13 protein-coding genes and 1 pseudogene are annotated in these 19,482 nt (G+C 44.8%); 2 read left to right on the top strand and 12 right to left on the bottom strand.

Annotation, left to right across the window (positions count from 1 at the left end):
• Positions 1–85 precede the first annotated feature (85 nt).
• From K4I03_RS03060 to K4I03_RS03090, 7 genes are all read right to left on the bottom strand, one after another.
• The gene (locus tag K4I03_RS03060; protein ID WP_002895097.1) at positions 86–424 is read right to left on the bottom strand and encodes a YlbF/YmcA family competence regulator; all 339 of its coding nucleotides are present in this window, start codon (positions 422–424) and stop codon (positions 86–88) included.
• Positions 425–442: 18 nt separating this feature from the next.
• Positions 443–1,549 carry a prephenate dehydrogenase gene (locus K4I03_RS03065; RefSeq protein WP_227963700.1) on the bottom strand — a complete coding sequence of 369 codons (1,107 nt, stop codon included), beginning with the start codon at positions 1,547–1,549 and terminating at the stop codon, positions 443–445.
• 16 nt (positions 1,550–1,565) lie between these two features.
• A complete protein-coding gene (gene aroC, locus K4I03_RS03070) occupies positions 1,566–2,732 on the bottom strand; it encodes a chorismate synthase (RefSeq protein ID WP_227963701.1) in 1,167 nt (388 codons plus the stop codon).
• Positions 2,733–2,823: 91 nt separating this feature from the next.
• Positions 2,824–3,891 carry a 3-dehydroquinate synthase gene (aroB, locus tag K4I03_RS03075; protein ID WP_227963702.1) on the bottom strand — a complete coding sequence of 356 codons (1,068 nt, stop codon included), beginning with the start codon at positions 3,889–3,891 and terminating at the stop codon, positions 2,824–2,826.
• Positions 3,892–3,901: 10 nt separating this feature from the next.
• Positions 3,902–4,756, bottom strand: coding sequence for a shikimate dehydrogenase (locus tag K4I03_RS03080; RefSeq protein WP_227963703.1), 855 nt, complete (start codon positions 4,754–4,756; stop codon positions 3,902–3,904).
• Positions 4,746–5,423, bottom strand: a complete 678-nt coding sequence (gene aroD, locus K4I03_RS03085; RefSeq protein ID WP_223310640.1) for a type I 3-dehydroquinate dehydratase — start codon at positions 5,421–5,423, stop codon at positions 4,746–4,748. The genes K4I03_RS03080 and aroD overlap by 11 nt, the downstream gene beginning before the upstream one ends.
• The gene (locus K4I03_RS03090; protein WP_227963704.1) at positions 5,420–6,583 is read right to left on the bottom strand and encodes a class I SAM-dependent rRNA methyltransferase; all 1,164 of its coding nucleotides are present in this window, start codon (positions 6,581–6,583) and stop codon (positions 5,420–5,422) included. The genes aroD and K4I03_RS03090 overlap by 4 nt, the downstream gene beginning before the upstream one ends.
• A gap of 250 nt (positions 6,584–6,833) precedes the next feature.
• On the opposite strand from K4I03_RS03090, the gene K4I03_RS03095 reads away from it, so the two are divergent.
• Positions 6,834–9,029 (top strand): LTA synthase family protein, encoded by a 2,196-nt coding sequence (locus K4I03_RS03095; RefSeq protein ID WP_125356793.1) that lies wholly within the window; start codon positions 6,834–6,836, stop codon positions 9,027–9,029.
• A 162-nt stretch (positions 9,030–9,191) separates the two neighbouring features.
• Positions 9,192–10,469: pseudogene (locus K4I03_RS03100) on the top strand (ISL3 family transposase).
• Positions 10,470–10,569: 100 nt separating this feature from the next.
• On the opposite strand, the gene K4I03_RS03105 reads toward K4I03_RS03100, so the two are convergent.
• The 5 genes from K4I03_RS03105 to pulA form a co-directional block, all read right to left on the bottom strand.
• Positions 10,570–11,421, bottom strand: a complete 852-nt coding sequence (locus tag K4I03_RS03105) for an alpha/beta fold hydrolase (RefSeq protein WP_227963705.1) — start codon at positions 11,419–11,421, stop codon at positions 10,570–10,572.
• A 14-nt stretch (positions 11,422–11,435) separates the two neighbouring features.
• Positions 11,436–13,229, bottom strand: a complete 1,794-nt coding sequence (locus K4I03_RS03110) for a serine hydrolase domain-containing protein (protein WP_002920811.1) — start codon at positions 13,227–13,229, stop codon at positions 11,436–11,438.
• A gap of 16 nt (positions 13,230–13,245) precedes the next feature.
• Positions 13,246–15,027, bottom strand: coding sequence for a serine hydrolase domain-containing protein (locus K4I03_RS03115; RefSeq protein ID WP_002906173.1), 1,782 nt, complete (start codon positions 15,025–15,027; stop codon positions 13,246–13,248).
• Positions 15,028–15,043: 16 nt separating this feature from the next.
• Positions 15,044–16,840, bottom strand: coding sequence for a serine hydrolase domain-containing protein (locus tag K4I03_RS03120; protein ID WP_227963706.1), 1,797 nt, complete (start codon positions 16,838–16,840; stop codon positions 15,044–15,046).
• A gap of 321 nt (positions 16,841–17,161) precedes the next feature.
• The gene (gene pulA / locus K4I03_RS03125) at positions 17,162–19,459 is read right to left on the bottom strand and encodes a type I pullulanase (protein ID WP_227963707.1); all 2,298 of its coding nucleotides are present in this window, start codon (positions 19,457–19,459) and stop codon (positions 17,162–17,164) included.
• Between the last annotated feature and the right edge of the window lie 23 nt (positions 19,460–19,482).

A 19,482-nucleotide genomic window follows, 5' to 3' on the forward strand; every position in this document is an offset into this window, starting at 1 on the left:
GACCAGAAATTCTTAAAATTTCTGGAATCCTGACTAAAGCAAAAAGAATCCAGGTATTCAGCCCAGATTCCTCTTTTTTATTAGCTTACTTAAGCAAATCCTGCACCGGATCAAAGATGATACGCTCAATGTCCGCTAGATAGATGGATAGTTGCTGTTGCTTATTGAAGAATTCAGAAAGAACAGCATTGCCCTGAATCTTCTCGCCAAAAGAAGTCATCTTGTCTTGCACCTCCTGAGTCGGTACCTGACCAGTCTGAGCCAGCTGTTGCAACTCCTGCTGGAAAGCCAGATAATCTGTAAAAATAGCCTTCGCTTCGCTATCTGCATCCACTGCTTTCTTACTTTCTGCGACGGCCTTGTACTCAGGTAAATCACGCAGATTTCTGCTCAATTCATTGGCTAAATCATAAATATTTGACATAGAGTTCTCCAATCTATATTAGTCTTCGGACACTAGGTAATCCGTATTTTCTCTTACTATTGTAGCAGATTTTTCCAAATCTTGGTGATTTTTAAAGGTGATTTGCAGAATACCGTTGATATCTTCCCGGTTTTCCTCGTTAATACGAATATTGACGACTGAAATTCCGCGCAGAAGCTCCAAAATACCCAAAATCGCATCTTCTTCGTCGGGCACCTCAATAAAGAGGTCATAAAAACTGTCCACACCGGCTCGCTTATGAATTTCCATCTGCTTACGGCTTTGTCGTCCTCGATCGAAAAATTCCCAGATAGCTGTCTCGTCCTTAGCCTCAATCGCTGCGGCAACCTTGTCTAACTGGTCTTTAAAATCTTCCAGCCGCTCCAAAATGGCTTGATGATTTGTCAAGAGAATAGAGGTCCACATACCCGGCTCACTCTCCGCAATCCTCGTCATATCGCGAAAACCACCAGCTGCAAAAGACTGGGTCAGCTCATGCTCTTGGCTATAAGCTGCCGCTTGCTCCATAAGGCTGGAGGCTAAGATATGCGGAAAATGGCTGATTTGGCTGGTCACTCGGTCGTGCTCGGCTGCGTCCACCTGGATAAAGCGGGCATGAAGACCACTCAGTAAGTCTTTCATTTCCTCAAGCGTACCAGGCTTGGTCAGGCTAGAGGGGGTGAAGATATAATAGGCATTTTCAAAGAGAGTAACATGGGCGGCCTTGGCTCCGGTCTTGTGACTTCCGGCCATGGGATGAGCGCCAACAAAGCGGACAGGCTTATTCTGCAGATACTTTTCTGCTGCTGCTACAATCTCAGCCTTGGTTGATCCAGCATCTGAGATGATAACATTCTCCTTCAGATCCATCTCCGCCAAGTCTTTGATAAAAGCTATGGTCTGCTTGATAGGCACAGCCAGAATAATCACATCAGCCAAGGGAGCAAAGGCGGCAAAATCATCCGTTACCCGGTCTACCATTCCACGTTCCAAGGCAACTCTGCGCGATTCCTCACTGCGATTGTAGCCAAGAATCTCTATCTCAGGGTAATCACGCTTGATGCCCAGAGCCAAGGAAGCTCCAATCAGTCCCAGACCTACGATATAGACCGTTTTTCTCTCCATGCCCTTCTCCTTACTTCTAAAAGTTCTTGACAAATTCCCGATGGCGGGCTACAGCATCCTTTAGTTCTTCCAGATTGTCCGAAGAGAACTTCTCCAAGACTTCGGTGGCTAAAACTGTTGCCACCACGCTTTCCATGACAACACCCGCCGCCGGCAGAGCCGTCGGATCACTCCGCTCCACTGTCGCCTTATAAGGCTCGTGGGTCTCAATATCCACGCTCATCAGTGGCTTGTAAAGGGTTGGAATGGGCTTCATAACACCTCGCACCACGATTGGCTGACCATTGGTCATACCGCCCTCAAAGCCGCCTAGATTATTGGTCCTGCGAGTGAAGCCATCTTCCTCAGACCAGAGGATTTCATCCATGACTTGACTGCCCTTGAGACGGCCTGCTTCAAAGCCCACGCCAAATTCAACTCCCTTGAAAGCGTTGATGGACACGACTCCCTGAGCAATCTTAGCATCTAGCTTCTTGTCCCATTGAACATAGGAGCCTAGACCAACAGGCACACTGCCAACAACAGTCTCAATGACACCACCGATGGTATCCCCGTCTTTCTTAATCTGATCAATGTAGGTCTTGATTTCTTCTTCACGCTCGGGATTGACAATGGAAACCTCTGACTGGGCAGCTCTTTCCTTGATTTCTGCTACAGTTAGATTATTCGGCACATCAATATCAATGCCGCCAAAGGTCACAATATGGCTGGCTACCTCTATACCGATTTCTTCCAGCAAACGCTTGGATACTGCTCCGACTGCTACACGCATGGTCGTTTCGCGGGCAGAAGAGCGCTCTAGGGAATTTCGTAAATCGTCAAAGCGGTATTTCATACCACCAACTAAATCAGCATGGCCAGGGCGTGGTTTGGTAATCTTACGCAGCCCTTTTTTCTTTTCATCCACATCTGCCACGCTCATAATCTCCAGCCACTTCTGATGATCCAGATTCGTGACATTGAGGGTAATCGGGCCGCCCATGGTCAAGCCATGCCGAACCCCAGACGTAATCTCGACTTGGTCGCTCTCAATCTTCATGCGGGCACCGCGACCATACCCACCCTGGCGTCGCTTGAGCTCAGCATTGATATAATCAGCGGTCAGAGGAAGACCAGCCGGCACTCCCTCAATAATAGCTGTCAGACGTGGTCCGTGCGATTCACCTGCTGTTAAGTATCTCATACATTTTCTCCTATTCTGAGATGGAAAAAACTGGACATTCTGTCTATTTTTTCATCCAAACTGTCCAATCGTCTTAAACTCCATCTGGCACTTATTTCTTCAGAAATTCTTTCATCTCTTCCAGCGGAATCTGGTGAATACTAGCCGAACCCAGCTCAGGCACCAGTACTAGCTTGATAGAGTTGCCTCTAGCCTTCTTATCATGAGTCAAGGCCTGATAGAGAGCATTCTCATTCCAAGGCTGGTAATCCACCGGCAAGCCAAACTTCTGACACATACGTACGATGTCTTCTGTAATTCCGGCTGACATGAGGCCTTTCTTTTCAGCGACGCGGGAAACCTGTACCATGCCAATCGCTACAGCTTCACCATGCATGACCTTGCCATATCCTGCTGTCGCTTCGATAGCGTGCCCAATGGTATGGCCGAAATTCAGATAGAGGCGGACGCCATTATCCAGCTCGTCCTCGACCACAATCTTACGCTTGACATCGCAAGAATGGTAAATGATGCTCTCCGCATGTTCCAAAATCGACTCTGGGCTTCCATTCATTTCTGAAAGCTCGTCCCAGAGTTCCTTATCCTCAATCAAGCCGTACTTGACCACCTCGCCCATGCCTTCGATCAGTTCCCGCTGGCCCAAGGTATGCAAGACTTCAGGGTCAATCAGAACTCCGTCAGGCTGGGTAAAAGTTCCGACCATATTCTTGGCCCAGGGTGTATTGACGCCTGTCTTACCACCGATAGAGGAGTCCACTTGAGCTGTCAGAGTGGTCGGAATCTGCACGAAATGAACGCCCCGCATGTAGGTCGAAGCAGCAAAGCCTGCCAAATCTCCGACAACTCCGCCACCCAAGGCTACGATACCATCACTGCGGGTCAGACCAATCTTGACCAAAAACTCATAGACTTTGTTGACAGTCTTTAAGTTCTTGCTGGCTTCGCCCTCCAAAAAGTCAAAGACAAAAGTCTCAAATCCAGCCGCTTCCAAGCTCAGCTTGACCTTTTCAGCATAGAGTCTAGCCACTCGATTATCCGTGACGATAACTACCTTCTGAGGCTGCCACAGCCGACTCAGCCAACTTCCAGCCTGAGATAAAGCCCCCTTTTCGATGAGAATATCATAGGGATGATGCGGGAGATTCACATTTAGTTTCATAAGCGCCTCCTTATTTATACAATTCTTCTAAACACTGCCAAATTTCCTGACTGGGCATGGTCTTACCGGTCCAAAGTTCAAAGGCTTCTGCTCCTTGATAAAGCAGCATGCCGAGTCCATTGACCGCTGTGACATTTTGATTTCTGGCCCATTTGAGAAAGGATGTTTCAAAAGGTTGGTAGATAACATCTGCAACTAAAATCTGGCTGGGCAGCTCAATCTGTTCAGGCAGGGGCATGCTGATGCCATCCATGCCTAGACTGGTCCCATTTACCAGAAGGTCTGATTGGTTAATTCTATTCTGCAAGCTATCCACGTCTTCCAAGGTTAGTACCTGGATACGACTCTTGGTTTGGTGGCTGATAGCTGCCATTTTGCTGACAGTCTTCTCATAGGAAGGTTGACGAGTAAAGACGAAAATTTCCTCTGCATTGTCCAAAGCCGCTTGGGCAATAATCGCTGTCGCTGCTCCACCTGCCCCCAAAATCGTCATTTTTTTGCCCCGAATAGCAAAAGAAGGCAAGCTCTTAAAAAATCCCTTGCCATCTGTGTTATAACCAACTAAAATTCCATTTTTATTCACAACCGTATTGACCGCTCCGATAAGGCGGGCACTGACATCCAGCTCGTCCAGATAAGGTATCACTTCCTGCTTATAGGGCATGGAAAGATTGACACCAAACATATCGTATCTGCGGATATTTTCTATACTGGCCTGCAGATCCTTCGCTTCTACTTCCCAAGCTAGATAGACACCATTGACACCAGTCTTTTCAAAAGCTATATTGTGAATAAGAGGAGAAATACTATGCTTAATTGGCTTGGCAACCACAGCAGCCATGCGGGTGTGGCCATTAATTCTCATTCAAAATCTCCTGGATTTTCTTCATATTGCTCAGAGAAATCTGACCAGGTGCTGACGCTATCTCCTGACTGGCAAAAGACCAGCTGGAACCTGTCAAATCAGCCGCAATGCGTGAAATCCTGCCGACTTTTCCCATGGAAATAGTGACAAAATCCTGCTCAGGATTTAAAGTCTTGAAACCGCGAGTATAGTTCATCAAGTCCAGCACATCCTGCTCATTATGAGCCATGACAGAAACCTTGACCACCTTAGGGGTCAGAGAAGTCAGCTCAGACAGGATTTCCATCATATTTTCAGGCGTTTCCTCAAAGTTATGGTAGCTCAGCACCAGATTAGGAAACTCTAGCATTTCTTCAAATTTCCCCTTGTGAGAGAAATATTCAAAGTCGATATAATCCGGCTGGTAAAAACCAGCCACTTCCTTGATGAGAGCTACGTATTCATCATCGGATAGTTCGATTTCTCCGCCTTCCTGACGGGTCCGTAGCGTGAAAATCAACTCACGTCCGGCAAATTTTTCAAAAATAGCTGGCGCAACATTTAAAATGTCATCCTTGGCCAGAAAATCTGCCCGCCATTCAATAATATCCGCTTCTTCATAGCGTGATACATCAATTTCTTGAGCTTCTTCTAAACTCTTGGGCATTACAGAAACGACTAATTTCATTGGTCCACCTTTATTGTAAATACCTTGAGGTAATTACTGCTCCCGTCTTTTTTATTATAGACAAAGTCTGCTGGCAAGCCATACTCCGCAAGATAGCGGTGCTTTCTGCCGGCAAGACCTTTTTCAATTTCTTGTTTAAACTTACTTTTGGAAAGATTGGCTGCATTGGTACTTAAAATCATGATTCCCTGAGGATTTAGGATTTCCAAGGCTTGTGCAACCAAACGATGATAATCTTTAGCAACCGAGAATGTCTGCTTCTTATTTCTAGCAAAGCTAGGCGGATCTATCACAATGACATCAAAACTTAAATCGTGACGCTTAGCGTACTTGAAATAATCAAAGACATCCATCACCTGAAAGCGATGCTGATCCAGTGTCAGACTATTGGCCAGAAAATGAGCTTCAGACAGCTCACGGCTGCGCTTGGCCAAATCAACTGATACTGTCTGACTGGCACCGCCCATGGCTGCAGCTACTGAAAAAGCAGCTGTATATGAAAACATATTGAGTAAACTTTTACCAGCAGCCAAGCCATCTACCAGACTGGCACGCACATCGTGCTGATCCAGAAAGATACCGGTCATGAGTCCGTCATTCAGAAAAACCTGATAGCGAACACCGTTCTCCAAGACTGTGAAGTTTTCCGGTGCTTCCGCTCCGTAGAGATGAGCCGATTCGTAGTTCAAACCCTTGAAACGAATCTTTTCATAAGCTCCCTGAATCTCTGGAAAAACCTTAACGAAGGCTGTTAGAATCCGCTCCTTGATAGCAAAGACAAAGTCATTGTACCAAGAAAAAAGCGCAAAGTCATTGTAGAAATCTACCGTGAAGCCACCGAAGCCATCCCCCTCTTGATTAAAGAGTCGGAAGGCTGTCGTGTCAGACGAATGGAAATAAGTAGAACGTCTGCTCTTAGCCTGCTCAAAGAGGCCTTGAAAAAAATCCGAGTTCAGCTCTACCTTCTTCTGGGAAATCAGCCAGCCTACTCCCTTATTCTGCGGAGAGAGATACGCTGTGCCTAAAAACTTGCCCTGACGATTTTGCAGCTCCACACATTGATTCTGAAGCGAAAGAGCGCCAAAATCCTTTTTATCTAATAAAAGAATGCCCTTTCTCAGTTTTTCTTCTGCCTCTTGACTAACAGTAAGTTTATTCATAAATTATATTATACCAAAGATTGTGAAAATTCTCAAAACATATTTTACATTTGAGTTAATAAAAGATTTCACAAACGAGTGCAAAACGACTATAAACCTCTCCATAGAGGGGATAAGGCTTTTATAGAAATATTACAATTTCGCCGATTTAAAATATCTCAAATGCGGCTCAAATTTTCCTTAACTGGAGAAATTATGTTATACTTAGAGGAGAAAATTTTTAGGAAATAAGACAAGGAAGTAACTTTTTGTGAAAAAAATAACCAAGAATTTACTCAATTTCATGAGTACGAGACTAGGTTTTGTCTTGATTTTACTGGTCCTCTATTGGATAAAAACCATGTGGGCCTACACGATTGATTTTAACCTTGATATCCAAGGTGCCTATCAAGTATTTTTAGCTATTATCAACCCTTTCCCTATCAGCCTCTTGCTGCTGGGACTGGCACTTTATGTAAAACGAACTAAATTATTCTACAGCCTAGCCTTCGGAATCTATCTGCTCCTCTTTGCTTGGCTGGTATCTAATTCCATTTACTACCGCGAGTTCAGTGACTTTGTCACAGTAAACACCATGCTGGCTTCTAGCAGTGTTTCAGCTGGACTTGGGGAAGCAGCACTTGAGCTCTTCCGCCCTTGGGATATTCTTTATCTGATTGATTTCCCGATTTTGGCCTTCTTATTCTTTAAGAAATACATTCGCATGGATGACCGGCCTTTCAATAAACGCGCCAGCTTTGCTGTGACCTCTCTGTCCGCCATGCTTTTCTCAGCCAACCTTTTCTTGGCTGAAATTGACCGGCCTGAGCTCTTGTCACGTGGATTTTCCAACTATTATGTCGTTCGGGCTCTGGGCTTGCCAGCCTTTCTAGGTTACAGTGCTAACCAGACATACACCGCCAATCGTGAGCGCTCCAAAGCTTCTGAAAAAGACTTGGAACCAGTAACAGAATACATTCAATCCCACTATGCGGAGCCTAATCCAGAATATTACGGGATTGCCAAAGGCCGCAATGTTATCTATGTCCATCTGGAAAGCTTCCAGCAGTTCCTGATTGACTATAAGTTGCAGGCAGATGGGAAAGAGTACGAGGTGACACCTTTCCTCAACTCCCTCTACCACTCCAATTCGACTCTGGCTTTCTCCAATGTCTTCAACCAGGTCAAGGCTGGTAAGACTTCTGATGCTGAAACCATGATTGAAACTGGGCTCTTCGGTCTCAATCAAGGATCTTTCATGGTCAACTACGGTGGTACCAATACCCAACAAGCTGCACCTTTTATTCTTTCCAAAAACGGCAACTATACTTCTGCTGTTTTCCACGGAAATACAGGAAGCTTCTGGAACCGCAATACAGCTTACAAGCAATGGGGTTATAACTATTTCTTCGATGCGTCTTACTTTACCAAGCAGGACGACACCAACTCCTTCCAGTACGGCTTAAATGACAAGATTATGCTGAAAGATTCCATCAAATATCTGGAACACCTGCAGCAGCCTTTCTATGCTAAGTATATCACGGTTTCCAATCACTATCCTTACACGACAAGTCTGATTGGTGACGAAATTGGCTTCCCGCTGGCTAAGACCAAGGATGAAACCATCAACGGTTACTTTGCCACTGCCAACTATCTAGATTCTTCTGTCAAGGCCTTGTTTGATTATCTTAAAGAATCTGGCCTCTATGACAACTCTATTATCGTTCTCTATGGAGACCATTTTGGAATTTCCCAAACCCGTAATCCTAACTTGGCCCCTCTTGTAGGAAAGACCTCTGAGACTTGGTCCAACTACGACAATGCCATGATGCAGCGCGTACCATACATGGTAGTGGTGCCTGGCATGGACAAAGGAAAGATCATTGATACATACGGTGGTCAAGTAGATATGCTGCCAACATTGGAGCATTTACTGGGCATTGACTCTAAGAACTACCTTCAAGTTGGACAAGACCTGCTGTCATCTCAGCATCAGCAAATCACAGCCTTCCGCTCCAGCAATAACTTTGTCACTCCAAAATACACTAGCTTCAATGGACGAACCTACTACACCCAGACCGGTGAAGAAATTACCAATCCTGACGAAACCATCAAGAAAGAACTAGATGAGATTCGTAATGCCGCCAATACTCAGCTTAAGATGAGTGATGCAATTCAAACCGGTGACTTGATTCGCTTCTACAAGGGAAATGACTTAGGCAAGGTCAACCCTAAAGATTACTCTTATCTTAATTCAATGAAGGCCTTGTTGGCTATTGAAAAAGAAAAAGGCGACCAATCGACCAGCCTTTACTCTAAACGAGGCAATGTCTCCACTGTGGACCTCTTTAATTCGCCAAGCTACCGGGCACTGCATCCAGAGCAGTTCCAAACTAGCAGCAGCGACGAAGATAGTAGTCAAGAAGACTCGAGCTCTTCCAGCTCTAGCTCCACAGCCAATCCATAGATAGCAAGAGCCTTAAGTCCAATGGACTTAAGGCTCTTCAGGCTCTATAATTTCTGCAGTGGGTAACACCACTGTAGGAATGATGGAGCCTCTTTTGTTGTAGAAAAAAGTCCCATAAGCCCTATAATGAAAAGCGATGAAACTATCATTAGAAAGACTCTTATGGAACAGTTAAATTTTATCACAAACTTACTGGGAATAAAAGACCAGAATATCACTATCTTGGATGTTCTAGATGCTGGTACACATAAAGAAATCATCGCTAAGCTAGATTATCCCGCTCCTAAATGCCCTCACTGTCAAGGACAAATGGCTAAATATGACTTCCAGAAAGAAGCAAAAATTCCCTATCTAGAGTGTGTGGGATACAAAACGCTGATTCGGTTAAAGAAACGACGTTTCCGCTGTAAAGTCTGTAGGAAAATGGCGGTCGCAGAGACTTCCTTAGTCAAGAAAAACCACCAAATCGCAGCCATCGTCAACCAGAAAATTGCTCAAAAACTAATCGAGAAAGTCCCTATGACAGCCTTCTCTGAAAGCTTAGCTGTATCTACTTCCACCGTCATTCGTAAATTGAAAGAATTCAAGTTCAAGACTGACCTTAACTGCCTTCCAGAATACATGAGCTGGGATGTGGAAACAGTCAGGGAAGTGACTGTTTCAATCGGCAGATAGAGATGAGCTTTATTGCACAGGATTTCGATTCCAGAAAGATTATAGCTATCTTAAGATGGGCGGACTCAAGCAACGATTCGCAACCATTTCCTTCGTTATTCTAGACAGGTAAGAAGTCGAGTGAAAATCATTAAAATGGACATGTTTAGCCCCTACTACGATATTGCCAGAAAACTATTTCCAAACGCTAAAATCGTTCTGGATCGTTTTCACATTGTACAACATCTCAGCCGTGCTATAAGTCGTGTTCGTGTTCAAATCATGAATCAATTTGATCGAAAATCACACGAATATAAGGCACTGAAACGCTACTGGAAACTGCTCCAACAAGATAGTCGAAAACTAAGTCATAAACGCTTTTATCGTCCAACTTTTCGGTTGCATTTGACCAACAAAGAGATTCTGGAAAAGCTTCTCTCTTACTCTCAAGCACTCCGAGAACACTATGAACTCTACCAGCTCTTACTCTTTCATTTTCAAGAGAAACAGGCTGACCATTTCTTTGGACTCATTGAAGATACCATTTCTTGTGTAAATCCTATCTTTCTAACTATTTTTAAGACCTTTTTGAAAGATAAGGACAAGATTATGAACGCACTGGAACTGCCCTACTCAAACGCAAAACTAGAAGCTACTAACAACCTCATCAAAGTCATCAAGCGAAACGCTTTCGGCTTTCGGAACTTTGACAACTTTAAAACTAGAATCCTCATCGCTTTGAACATCAAAAAGGAGAGGACTGATTTAGTCCTCTCCAGATTATAACTTTTCATCAACCCGCTACAGTTGACAAAGAGCCCGAAAAAGAGGGATAAGTTGCAGATAAGTGAAAACCTCTAAAGTTGGAAAACTTTAGAGGTTCATGCTAAGGTTGAAAATGCTGGTGCAAGATAGCAAAGTAATCCTGCGGATTATGAAGAAATGGGAAGTGGCCGCTGTTTTTAATCGTAAAGACTTGGGCGCTAGGGTAGCGGCTGATGACAAAATGTTCACTGGCACCAAAAATATCATTGTCACCAAAGGTCACGGTGATAGGAAAAGGAGGATGTTCTAGTCGGGGCAAGAGAGGATAGGCCATAATTTCCTTTCTTGTCTGATTGCCTGCTTGGACTGAAACATTGCTCATGTCTAGTTTCATATCATGAAAGGCTGGATAGTCGGCATTGTAATTACGGACAACTTGGCGAAAGAGAGCTTGCGAAGCCTTGGAACTACCAAGATTGCCGAGCAGAGAATAGATTCCCATTTTTAGCCATTCGATAGTCGTGCAGTGATTTTTATTGTAATTCATCATCTCTTTTTCCATTTGCTGCCACTGCTTGCTCGTGCCTGTTCCCGGAGAGGAAAGAAAGAGACTAAGAACCCGCTCAGGGATTTTGCTGGCGTAGATTTGCGCGTACAATCCGCCCCAGGAATGTCCCAAAAGGTGAAATTTATCTACATTGAAGTGGTCGGCAATCGTGTTGATGTCCGCAATGTAGGCTTCCATGCTGTAGTCGCCACTCAGGCAGGGCGATTTTCTCGTTCCCCGCTGGTGAAAGACAATCAGTTGATAATCTTTTTCGAGCTTAGGGATAAAGAGCTTGCAGTCATCAGGCGCTCCCGGTCCACCGTGCAGCAGGATAATCGTTTCCTTGTCAGGATTGGGGTAGCAGATGGTGTAGAGCTGGTCGGATCCGTTTTGAATCATTGTTTCGATTTTTTGAGAATGGGTCATAACTTTCCTTTCTTTTAGTAGAGCGTCCACCACTGATATAGGCTCCAGTAGAGGAGATTGAGAACGACGATAAGTGAAGCACTGCTGGTCAAGTAGGTCAAGATTTTTCGACCCTTGCTCACTTGGAATTTTGAGCGCAGGAAGAATGAGGCAATAAGGCTAACCAGGAGGCTAACTCCCACAGCTGCAAAGCCCATAGAAAGCCAAACACGGCTGTTTGGTGAGGAATGTAGACTCAGGACGCTTTGGATAAAGAAGTAAAGCAGGAGCATGGTAGATAGAATGAACCCGCAAGTCAGGTATTGCCAGAGCGACCAAGCAAGCGGTGTAAGTTTGTGATTTTTCCGCTTGAAAAGAAGCCGATAGAGTTTGACCAGTAAAGCAGATACAGGGATGAGGAGGGCATAGAAAGCAGCGAGGCACCACAAGACGAGACTGCCGTAATCCTTGACTACATCCCATGTGGAAAGTTTAAGGTAGTCTGCGATAGGCAATTTCAGCCGTTCTTGCTTGCCGTTTTTCTCCAATTCCCAGTATTTTTGAGTGACAAATTTACTATTTTTCTCAAGATAGTTAGTTATTGGCGGAGCAATGCGCGTGATTGATAAGGCATTGGTGAAAACGCGACTTGAGCGATAAACGCCCGGTTTAAACTCTGCTTTTATCTTCTCTGAAGTAGTTGCCTTGTTTCCATAAATCAGCTCAGGAATTTTTTTAAGATAGTTACTTTCGTATTGTTGATTGGTTAAAATGACGGTAGCGATACCTGATTTGAAATCCAAAGTTAATATGGATGAAAAGCCAGCCGTATTACCACCGTGACCGAGGATAACGCGGTCTTGATAAAGGTCACTCCAAAATCCGTGAGCATTGATTGGGAGTTTGCTATCAGGAAAAGTCGAAGTCGCCGTATAAAGGGTGTCCCAAGTTTCCGCGCGCCTAAAAAGTGTCTTCTTTTGCAGGAGTGCTTGGGCAAAGGTCTTAAAGTCTTTCAAAGTTCCTGTTGCTCGCCCGCTCGGATAGTAAGGATTAGGCTTGTTTGCCTCGCCAATCAGCTGACCGTCTGAGGTGTAGCCCTTGATTTCCTTGCGTTTTTCGACCACATAGTCATTATCCGAAAAATCGGGCAAAATAGCGGTGTGCTTCATACCTAAGGGCTGAAAAATATGCTCGTGCACATAGTCAGCGTAAGATTGTCCGCTAATCCGCTCGACGATGTAGCCAGCAAGCACCGTTCCAAAATTGGAATAAGCAGTTATTGTCCCCGGTTCATAGGCTTGAATAATCGGCGCCTTTTGTAGCGTATGGGCTAGGTCTTTGTCTTCATTTTTGGCCAAGTCAACATCTGCGAAGCCTGCTTGGTGGTTCATGAGGTCAAGCATGGTAATGGGTTTGTCAAATTTGAGCTTGCTTTTGAGAAAATCCTTGGGCAGATACTCTTTGATGTCGGTTTTTAGGTCAATTTTCCCCTCTTCCCAGAGCTGCATGACGCTGACCCAGACGGTTAATTTCGTTACAGAGCCCCACTCGAAAACTGAGTTGTCATCCACCGCCCACTTTTTTTCCTTGTCTACATAGCCAAAATTATTTTGGTAAATGGTTTGACCGTCCTTGTCAAAAATAGATGTTGCCAGTCCTGCGCTGGTTTTCTCGTTTTTCTGATAATAATCCTCAATCTTCTGTCCGATTTGGTCGTAAGATGTCCCCGACGGCAATTTTTGCTCATCGGCTCGAACTTGCGCTACTCCAAAAGCGAGCAAGCCGCAAGTCAGCAGCGCCACAGTGCTCTTCAAAAATGATGTTTTCATGATACTTACCTTTCTATTAAAGTGCCCACCATTGGTACAGGCCCCAATAAAGGATATTGAGAACGACGATAAGTGAAGCGCTGCTGGTCAAGTAGGTCAAGATTTTTCTGCCTTTGCTGACTTGGAATTTTGAACGCAGAAGAATTGGCAAAACAGAACTAGCAAGAAGCAGCAGACCCGTTATTGCAAAGATGACATAGAGCCAAGCACTGTTATTTGGCGAGCCGCTGATGTTCATATTATATTGCACGATGAGAATGGTTATGAGTACAGTGGACAAAACAAGTCCGCAAGTCAGATAATGCCAGAGCGACCAAGCAAGTGTCACAGGTTTGCGGTTTGTCCGCTTGGCAAGGAGCCGGTAGAGCTTGACCAGTAAAGCAGATACCAAACTAAGAAGAGCATAGAAGATTGCTAACCCCCATAGGATGACACTGCCGAATTCTTTGGCAACTTCCCAGTTAGATAGTTTAAAGTAATCAGAAACTGGGCGCTTGATAAATTCTCGCTTACCGACTTTCTCCAAGCTCCAGTAAAATCGATTTTCACTATTTTTATCAATATAGAAGGTCGCCATATTTAGTCGCGCAATGGATAAAGGCCCAAAGAATTGACTAGCGTCACGATAAAAGCCGGGTTTGAGTTCTTCTTTCTTTTTGTTGGGAACATCTTTCTTTTGCCCATAGACCAGCTCGGGAATTTTCTCAACATAATTTTTCTCGCCCAGTTGGTTCGTTAAAATGACAGCAGCGATACCTGATTTTAAGTCTAAGGTCAAACTTGATGAAAAACCAGCTGTATTACCACCGTGCCCGAGGATAACTTGGTCTTGATAAAGGTCACTCCAAAAACCATGAGCATTGGTAGGAAGATCGCTATCAGGATAGTTAGAGGTTGCTGTATAAAGGGTGTCCCAAGTCTCTGAACGCTTAAAAAGTGTCTTCTTTTGCAGGAGTGCCTGAGCGAATGCCTTGAAATCTTCCAAGGTTCCTGTTGCTCGCCCAGCAGGGTACATTTCTATTAGATATGGAGCTTCGCCAATCAACCGACCGTCTCTAGTGTAACCTTTGACTTCCTTACGTTTTTCTACTACATAGGGATTATCTGATAAATCGGGTAAGAGAGCGGTGTGCCTCATATCTAAAGGTTCAAAGATATGCTCGTGGACATAGTCAGCATAAGATTGTCTGCTAATCCGCTCGACGATATATCCTGCCAGAGCCGTCCCAAAGTTAGAGTAGGCTGTCACTGTTCCCGGCTCATAGGCTTGATAGATATGTACTTTTTTGAGCGTATCTCCCAAGTTCTTACTAGTTCCCTTGGCAAGCCCCGTGTCTCCAAAGCCTGCTTGGTGGTTCATCAGATCCAGCATGGTGATTGGCTTGTCGTATGTGAGCTTGCCTTTGAGAAAATCCTTGGGCAGATACTCTTTTATATCTGTTTTAAGGTCAATCTTGCCTTCTTCCCAAAGCTGCATGACGCTGACCCAGACGGTCAACTTGGTGGCAGAGCCCCACTCGAAAACTGAGTTGTCATCCACCGCCAACTTTTTTTCCTTGTCTACATAGCCAAAATTATTTTGGTAAATGGTTTGTCCGTCCTTGTCAAAAACAGATGTCGCCAGTCCCGCACTGGTTTTTTCGTGTTCCTTGTAGTAATCCTCAATTTTCTGACCAATTTGGTCGTAAGGCGTGCCTGACGGCAACTTCTGCTGGTCAGCGTAAGCGTGACCAGCTCCCAGAGCGAGCAAGCCGCAAGTCAGCACAGTTAAGCAATGTTTAAAAAATGATGTTTTCATGATACTTACCTTTCTATTAAAGTGCCCACCACTGGTAAAGGCTCCAATAAAGGATATTGAGAACGACGATAAGTGAAGCGCTGCTGGTCAAGTAGGTCAAGATTTTTCGACCCTTGCTCACTTGGAATTTTGAACGCAGAAAGATTGGCAACCCAGCATTGACTAAGAAAATCAGTGCAAGCAGGGCAAAGAGAATGGCTTGCCAGCGATAATCGGGCATGTACTTCCCCGAAACGGCAACTATGACGAGACCTGCTAGATTGACTAGGCTAACCAAAATCAGTCCGCAAGTGCCATAATGCCAAATTTTCCAACTTCTTGGAGTCGGTCTTTTGCTTTCTTTTCCAAAAAGTGAGCGATATATCTTGCTCAAAGCAGCTAACAGAAGAACAAGTACGGCATAAACCGATGCCAGTCCCAGCAGAGCGACAGAGCCATAATCCTTTATCACCTCCCAAAGCGAGAGCTTTTCTAAATTATTATAGGTTGTTTCAACTTCTGTTCGGCCTTGGCGCTGTTGCAAAAGCCAATAGTTGCTGACTAATAAATGACCGTCTTTTATCACATCTTTCACATAAAAGGTATAAGCGGGGGCAAGGCGCGAAATAGAGGTCGGGCCTTGCTGAATGGAGCGAGAAGTTCGATACATGCCCTCTTGAAAGTCTTTTTGAGACTGGCTAGGGGCTTGCTTTTTCTTACCAAAGACCAAATCGGGTAGACCAAAAGAATAGGTGGCTTCTTCTCTCTGATTTACCATAGTAACCATGCCAATACCCGATTTGAAATCTAGCGAAATCAGGGTGGAAAAACCGGCAAAAGAATAGCCGCCGTGTCCTAAAATCGCCCCTGTCTCATACTCTGTCACCCAAAAGCCGTGAGCGTTCTTAGCGACTGCTTTATCTGAGAATGTAGAAGTTGTCTGATACAGTTCATTCCAGGTTTCTGGGCGCTTAAAGAGCTTTTCCTTTCTCAAAAGAGCTTGCGCGAACCGTTTGAAATCGGCAAAAGTCCCTGTCGCCTGTCCCGCTGGATAAATATCTGCGGGAAGCAATTTATCTAGATATAAGTTTCCATTTGTATCATAGGTTTTCTCACCCTGCCGCTTGTCTCGGACATAGGTATTGTCCGACAAATCAGGTAAGAGAGCGGTATGGTTCATGCCCAAAGGCTGGAAAATATGCTCGTGGACATAATCCGCAAAGTCCTGTCCGCTGATGCGCTCCACGATATAGCCTGCTAGAGCTGTACTGTAATTGGAATAGGAAGTCACCGTCCCTGGCTCATAAGTTTGAGCGGGCTGGCTTTTTAGTAATTCTTCCAAGCTCTTGCCTGTTCCTGTGTTCAGCGGCGTTTCATCAAAACCCGCTTGGTGGTTCATCAGATCCAGCATGGTAATGGGCTTGTCGTATTTGAGGTGTTTCAGGAAATCCTTGGGCAAATACTCTTTTATATCTGTTTTTAGGTCAATTTTTCCTTCTTCCCAGAGCTGCATGACGCTGAGCCAGACGGTCAATTTGGTGGCAGAGCCCCACTCAAAAACCGAGTTGTCGTCCACAGCCAGCTTCTTTTCCTTGTCCATATAGCCAAAGTTCTTTTGGTAAATGGTTTGGCCGTCCTTATCAAAGACTGCTGCCGCCAGTCCCGCGCTGGTTTTTTCGTGTTCCTTGTGGAAATTTTCAATTTTCTGACCGATTTGGTCATAAGGCGTGCCCGACGGCAATTTTTGCTGGTCAGCTCGAACTTGCGCTGCTCCAAAAGCGAGCAAGCCACAGCTTACTAACGCCACAGCGTTTTTCAAAAATGATGGTTTCATGATATCCTCCTTAAGATGTATTTTCCCCTTTGCACCCTTATCCTAACAAATGGACAATAGCAAATCTACCCCTTTTCGGTAAGTGGTAAGATTTCCTAAGTAAGTGGTAGAAAAAGTAGCTCTATAATTTCTGTAGTGGGTAAAACCGCTGTAGGAATGAGCGAAATGCTTTTGGATTTCGGAACTTTGACAATTTTAAAACTAGAATCCTCATCGCTTTGAATATCAAAAAGGAGAGGACTGATTTAGTCCTCTCCAGATTATAACTTTTCACCAACCCACTACAGTTGACAAAGAGCCACTTTTCATGTAGCTAATAACTTATTGGATAACTTCAAAAACAGAAACCGTCAGATTTTCAACATAGAAAGGCTTCTTATGACGGCTATTGCCCACTATGAGACGCAGCTTATCTGCATTAGGCAGATAATAGGGCAGGCCGCTGGCATTAAATATGACTTGATAGTGCTTGTCATCCTTGATTTCAAAGATAATCAAGCCACTGCCCTGCTCTGCTGATTGGACAAAGACATGCTTATAAATGTCTTCATAGGTCTGATAAGAAAAGGCCTTGCAGCTTGTCTTGAGGCGAATGATGTCCTTGATAAAATCAATACTCTCTTGATGGTCCTGCAAAATATCCCAATTCACCTGATTGACTGCATCTGGCGCATTGTAGCTGTTCATAGCCCTTTCGCGATCGCTATGCAGAACTTGGCCGTCTTCCCCCGTAGCTACAAGCTTAGTACGAGAAAATTCCTGTCCGACCTCCATGAAAGCCATACCCTGCATGAGCAGGTTCATGGCAGTTGCCAGCTCAATCCGCTTGGTGCGAGTCAGAACATCATCGTCTGGATGCAGCTCCGCAAGCAAATCATGTAAATTGAAATTGTCGTGAGCCTCCACGTAGTTAAGAACTTGATCAGGACTGAGATAGCTGCCTAGCTCACTGCTGCCAAGGATAGACTTAGCGACAATATCCTCCGTCGCCTGACCACTGACAAAGCCAGCCTTGATGCCGCCGTAAACCTCGGCTCCCTTGACCGCATCCCGCTCTGTATCATTGAAAAATCCAATCCGCGGCAACTGATAAGCATTGTCCTTCTTAGCCTTGTCTTCTGGTCTCAGGCCCGTTCCCATATCCCAGCCTTCTCCATAGAGCAGAATTCTCGGATCCACCTCATCCATAGCTTGACGGATGGCATTCATCGTTTCCACATCATGAATTCCCATTAGGTCGAAGCGAAAGCCATCTACATTGAACTCCTCTACCCAGTACAGCAGAGAGTCAATCATAAACTTGCGGAACATCTCATGCTCACTGGCTGTCTCGCTCCCCACTCCAGTTCCGTTTTGGAAAGAGCCATTAGGATTCATCCGATAGTAATAATCCGGTACTGTAGCCTGAAAAGCAGAATCATAGGTCGAGTAGATGTGATTGTAAACAACATCCAGTGTCACAGAAATCCCCGCATCATGGTAGGCCTGAATCATCGTTTTCAAATCGCGAATAGCCTGCGCTGGGTCAGCAGGATTGCTGGAAAAGCTCGTCTCCGGAGCATGATAATTCTGCGGGTCATAGCCCCAGTTGTAGATTAGCTCTCCATTTTCATCATAGTCCTTGTGACGATCAGAGACAGGCTGAAGCTGGATAACATTAATGCCTAAATCACTGATATAGTCAAAGCCAGTCTTTTGTCCTAGATGATTGGTAGTTCCTTTTTGACAGGCTCCAAGAAAGGTTCCACGCAGCTGACTATCCACGCCTGAAGTCTCCGACTTGGTCAAATCACGAATATGCATCTCATAAATCACTGCTTGATTTGGATTATCCAAGCGCCAGAAAGCTTCTTTGCCTTGCAGAACTTGAAAACCAGCTACTTCTGTCTCATCCGCTCCAAGAATCGCTGAGCGCTTGCCATCTGGACTGGTTGCAGTGGTATAGGGATCTCGAGTATAGAAATTGCGGTATTCAAAGCTAACATGATAGTGATAGGTCTTGCCTGTCAAGTCTTCTGCTATTTCAGCTGACCAGACACCGATGGTGTTTTCTTTATGTTCGTGAGAATATCGGTCTCCTTTTTGCATTGGGAAGCTTTTATAAACAGGAGCTTGATTGTCAGCCGATTCATAGACTACCAACTCTACCTTCCTAGCTGTCGGTGCCCAAACTTTGAAAGTATGTGCGCCGTCCGTCTGACGGTGTCCCAACCAGCCTTGATAGCCCCAGCATTCATCAAAGTAGTCTGTTCTCAGGGCCATATCAAAGTTATGCGGACGCCGGCGTGAATACTGGTGACTTGTCGTTGCAGCCTGCAGGGAATAATACACCTGAGCATCTCCCTCAATCAGCCAAATTTCCGTTACCAGATGAGGAGGCAACAGATCAATATGATAGTCACATGACTGGCTAGACCAGTCTGAACGTTTGATAATCACATGAGCATGATCTAAGGGCTCCCAGGTTTGAAATGATAATTCCCCCTGAATACCAAAATAATCAAGTTTGGAAAAGGCTACTTCCTGTCCCCATTGGTTTATTTGCCACTGCCACATATCATAGGAGAAATAATCTCCAGTAGGATTATGGTAATGGACTAAGACTTTATAGTCTAGCATGTTCTTTCATCTCTTATCTAAAA

The sequence above is a fragment of the Streptococcus sanguinis genome (assembly GCF_020729725.1).
Classification (GTDB): Bacteria; Bacillota; Bacilli; order Lactobacillales; family Streptococcaceae; genus Streptococcus; species Streptococcus sanguinis_V.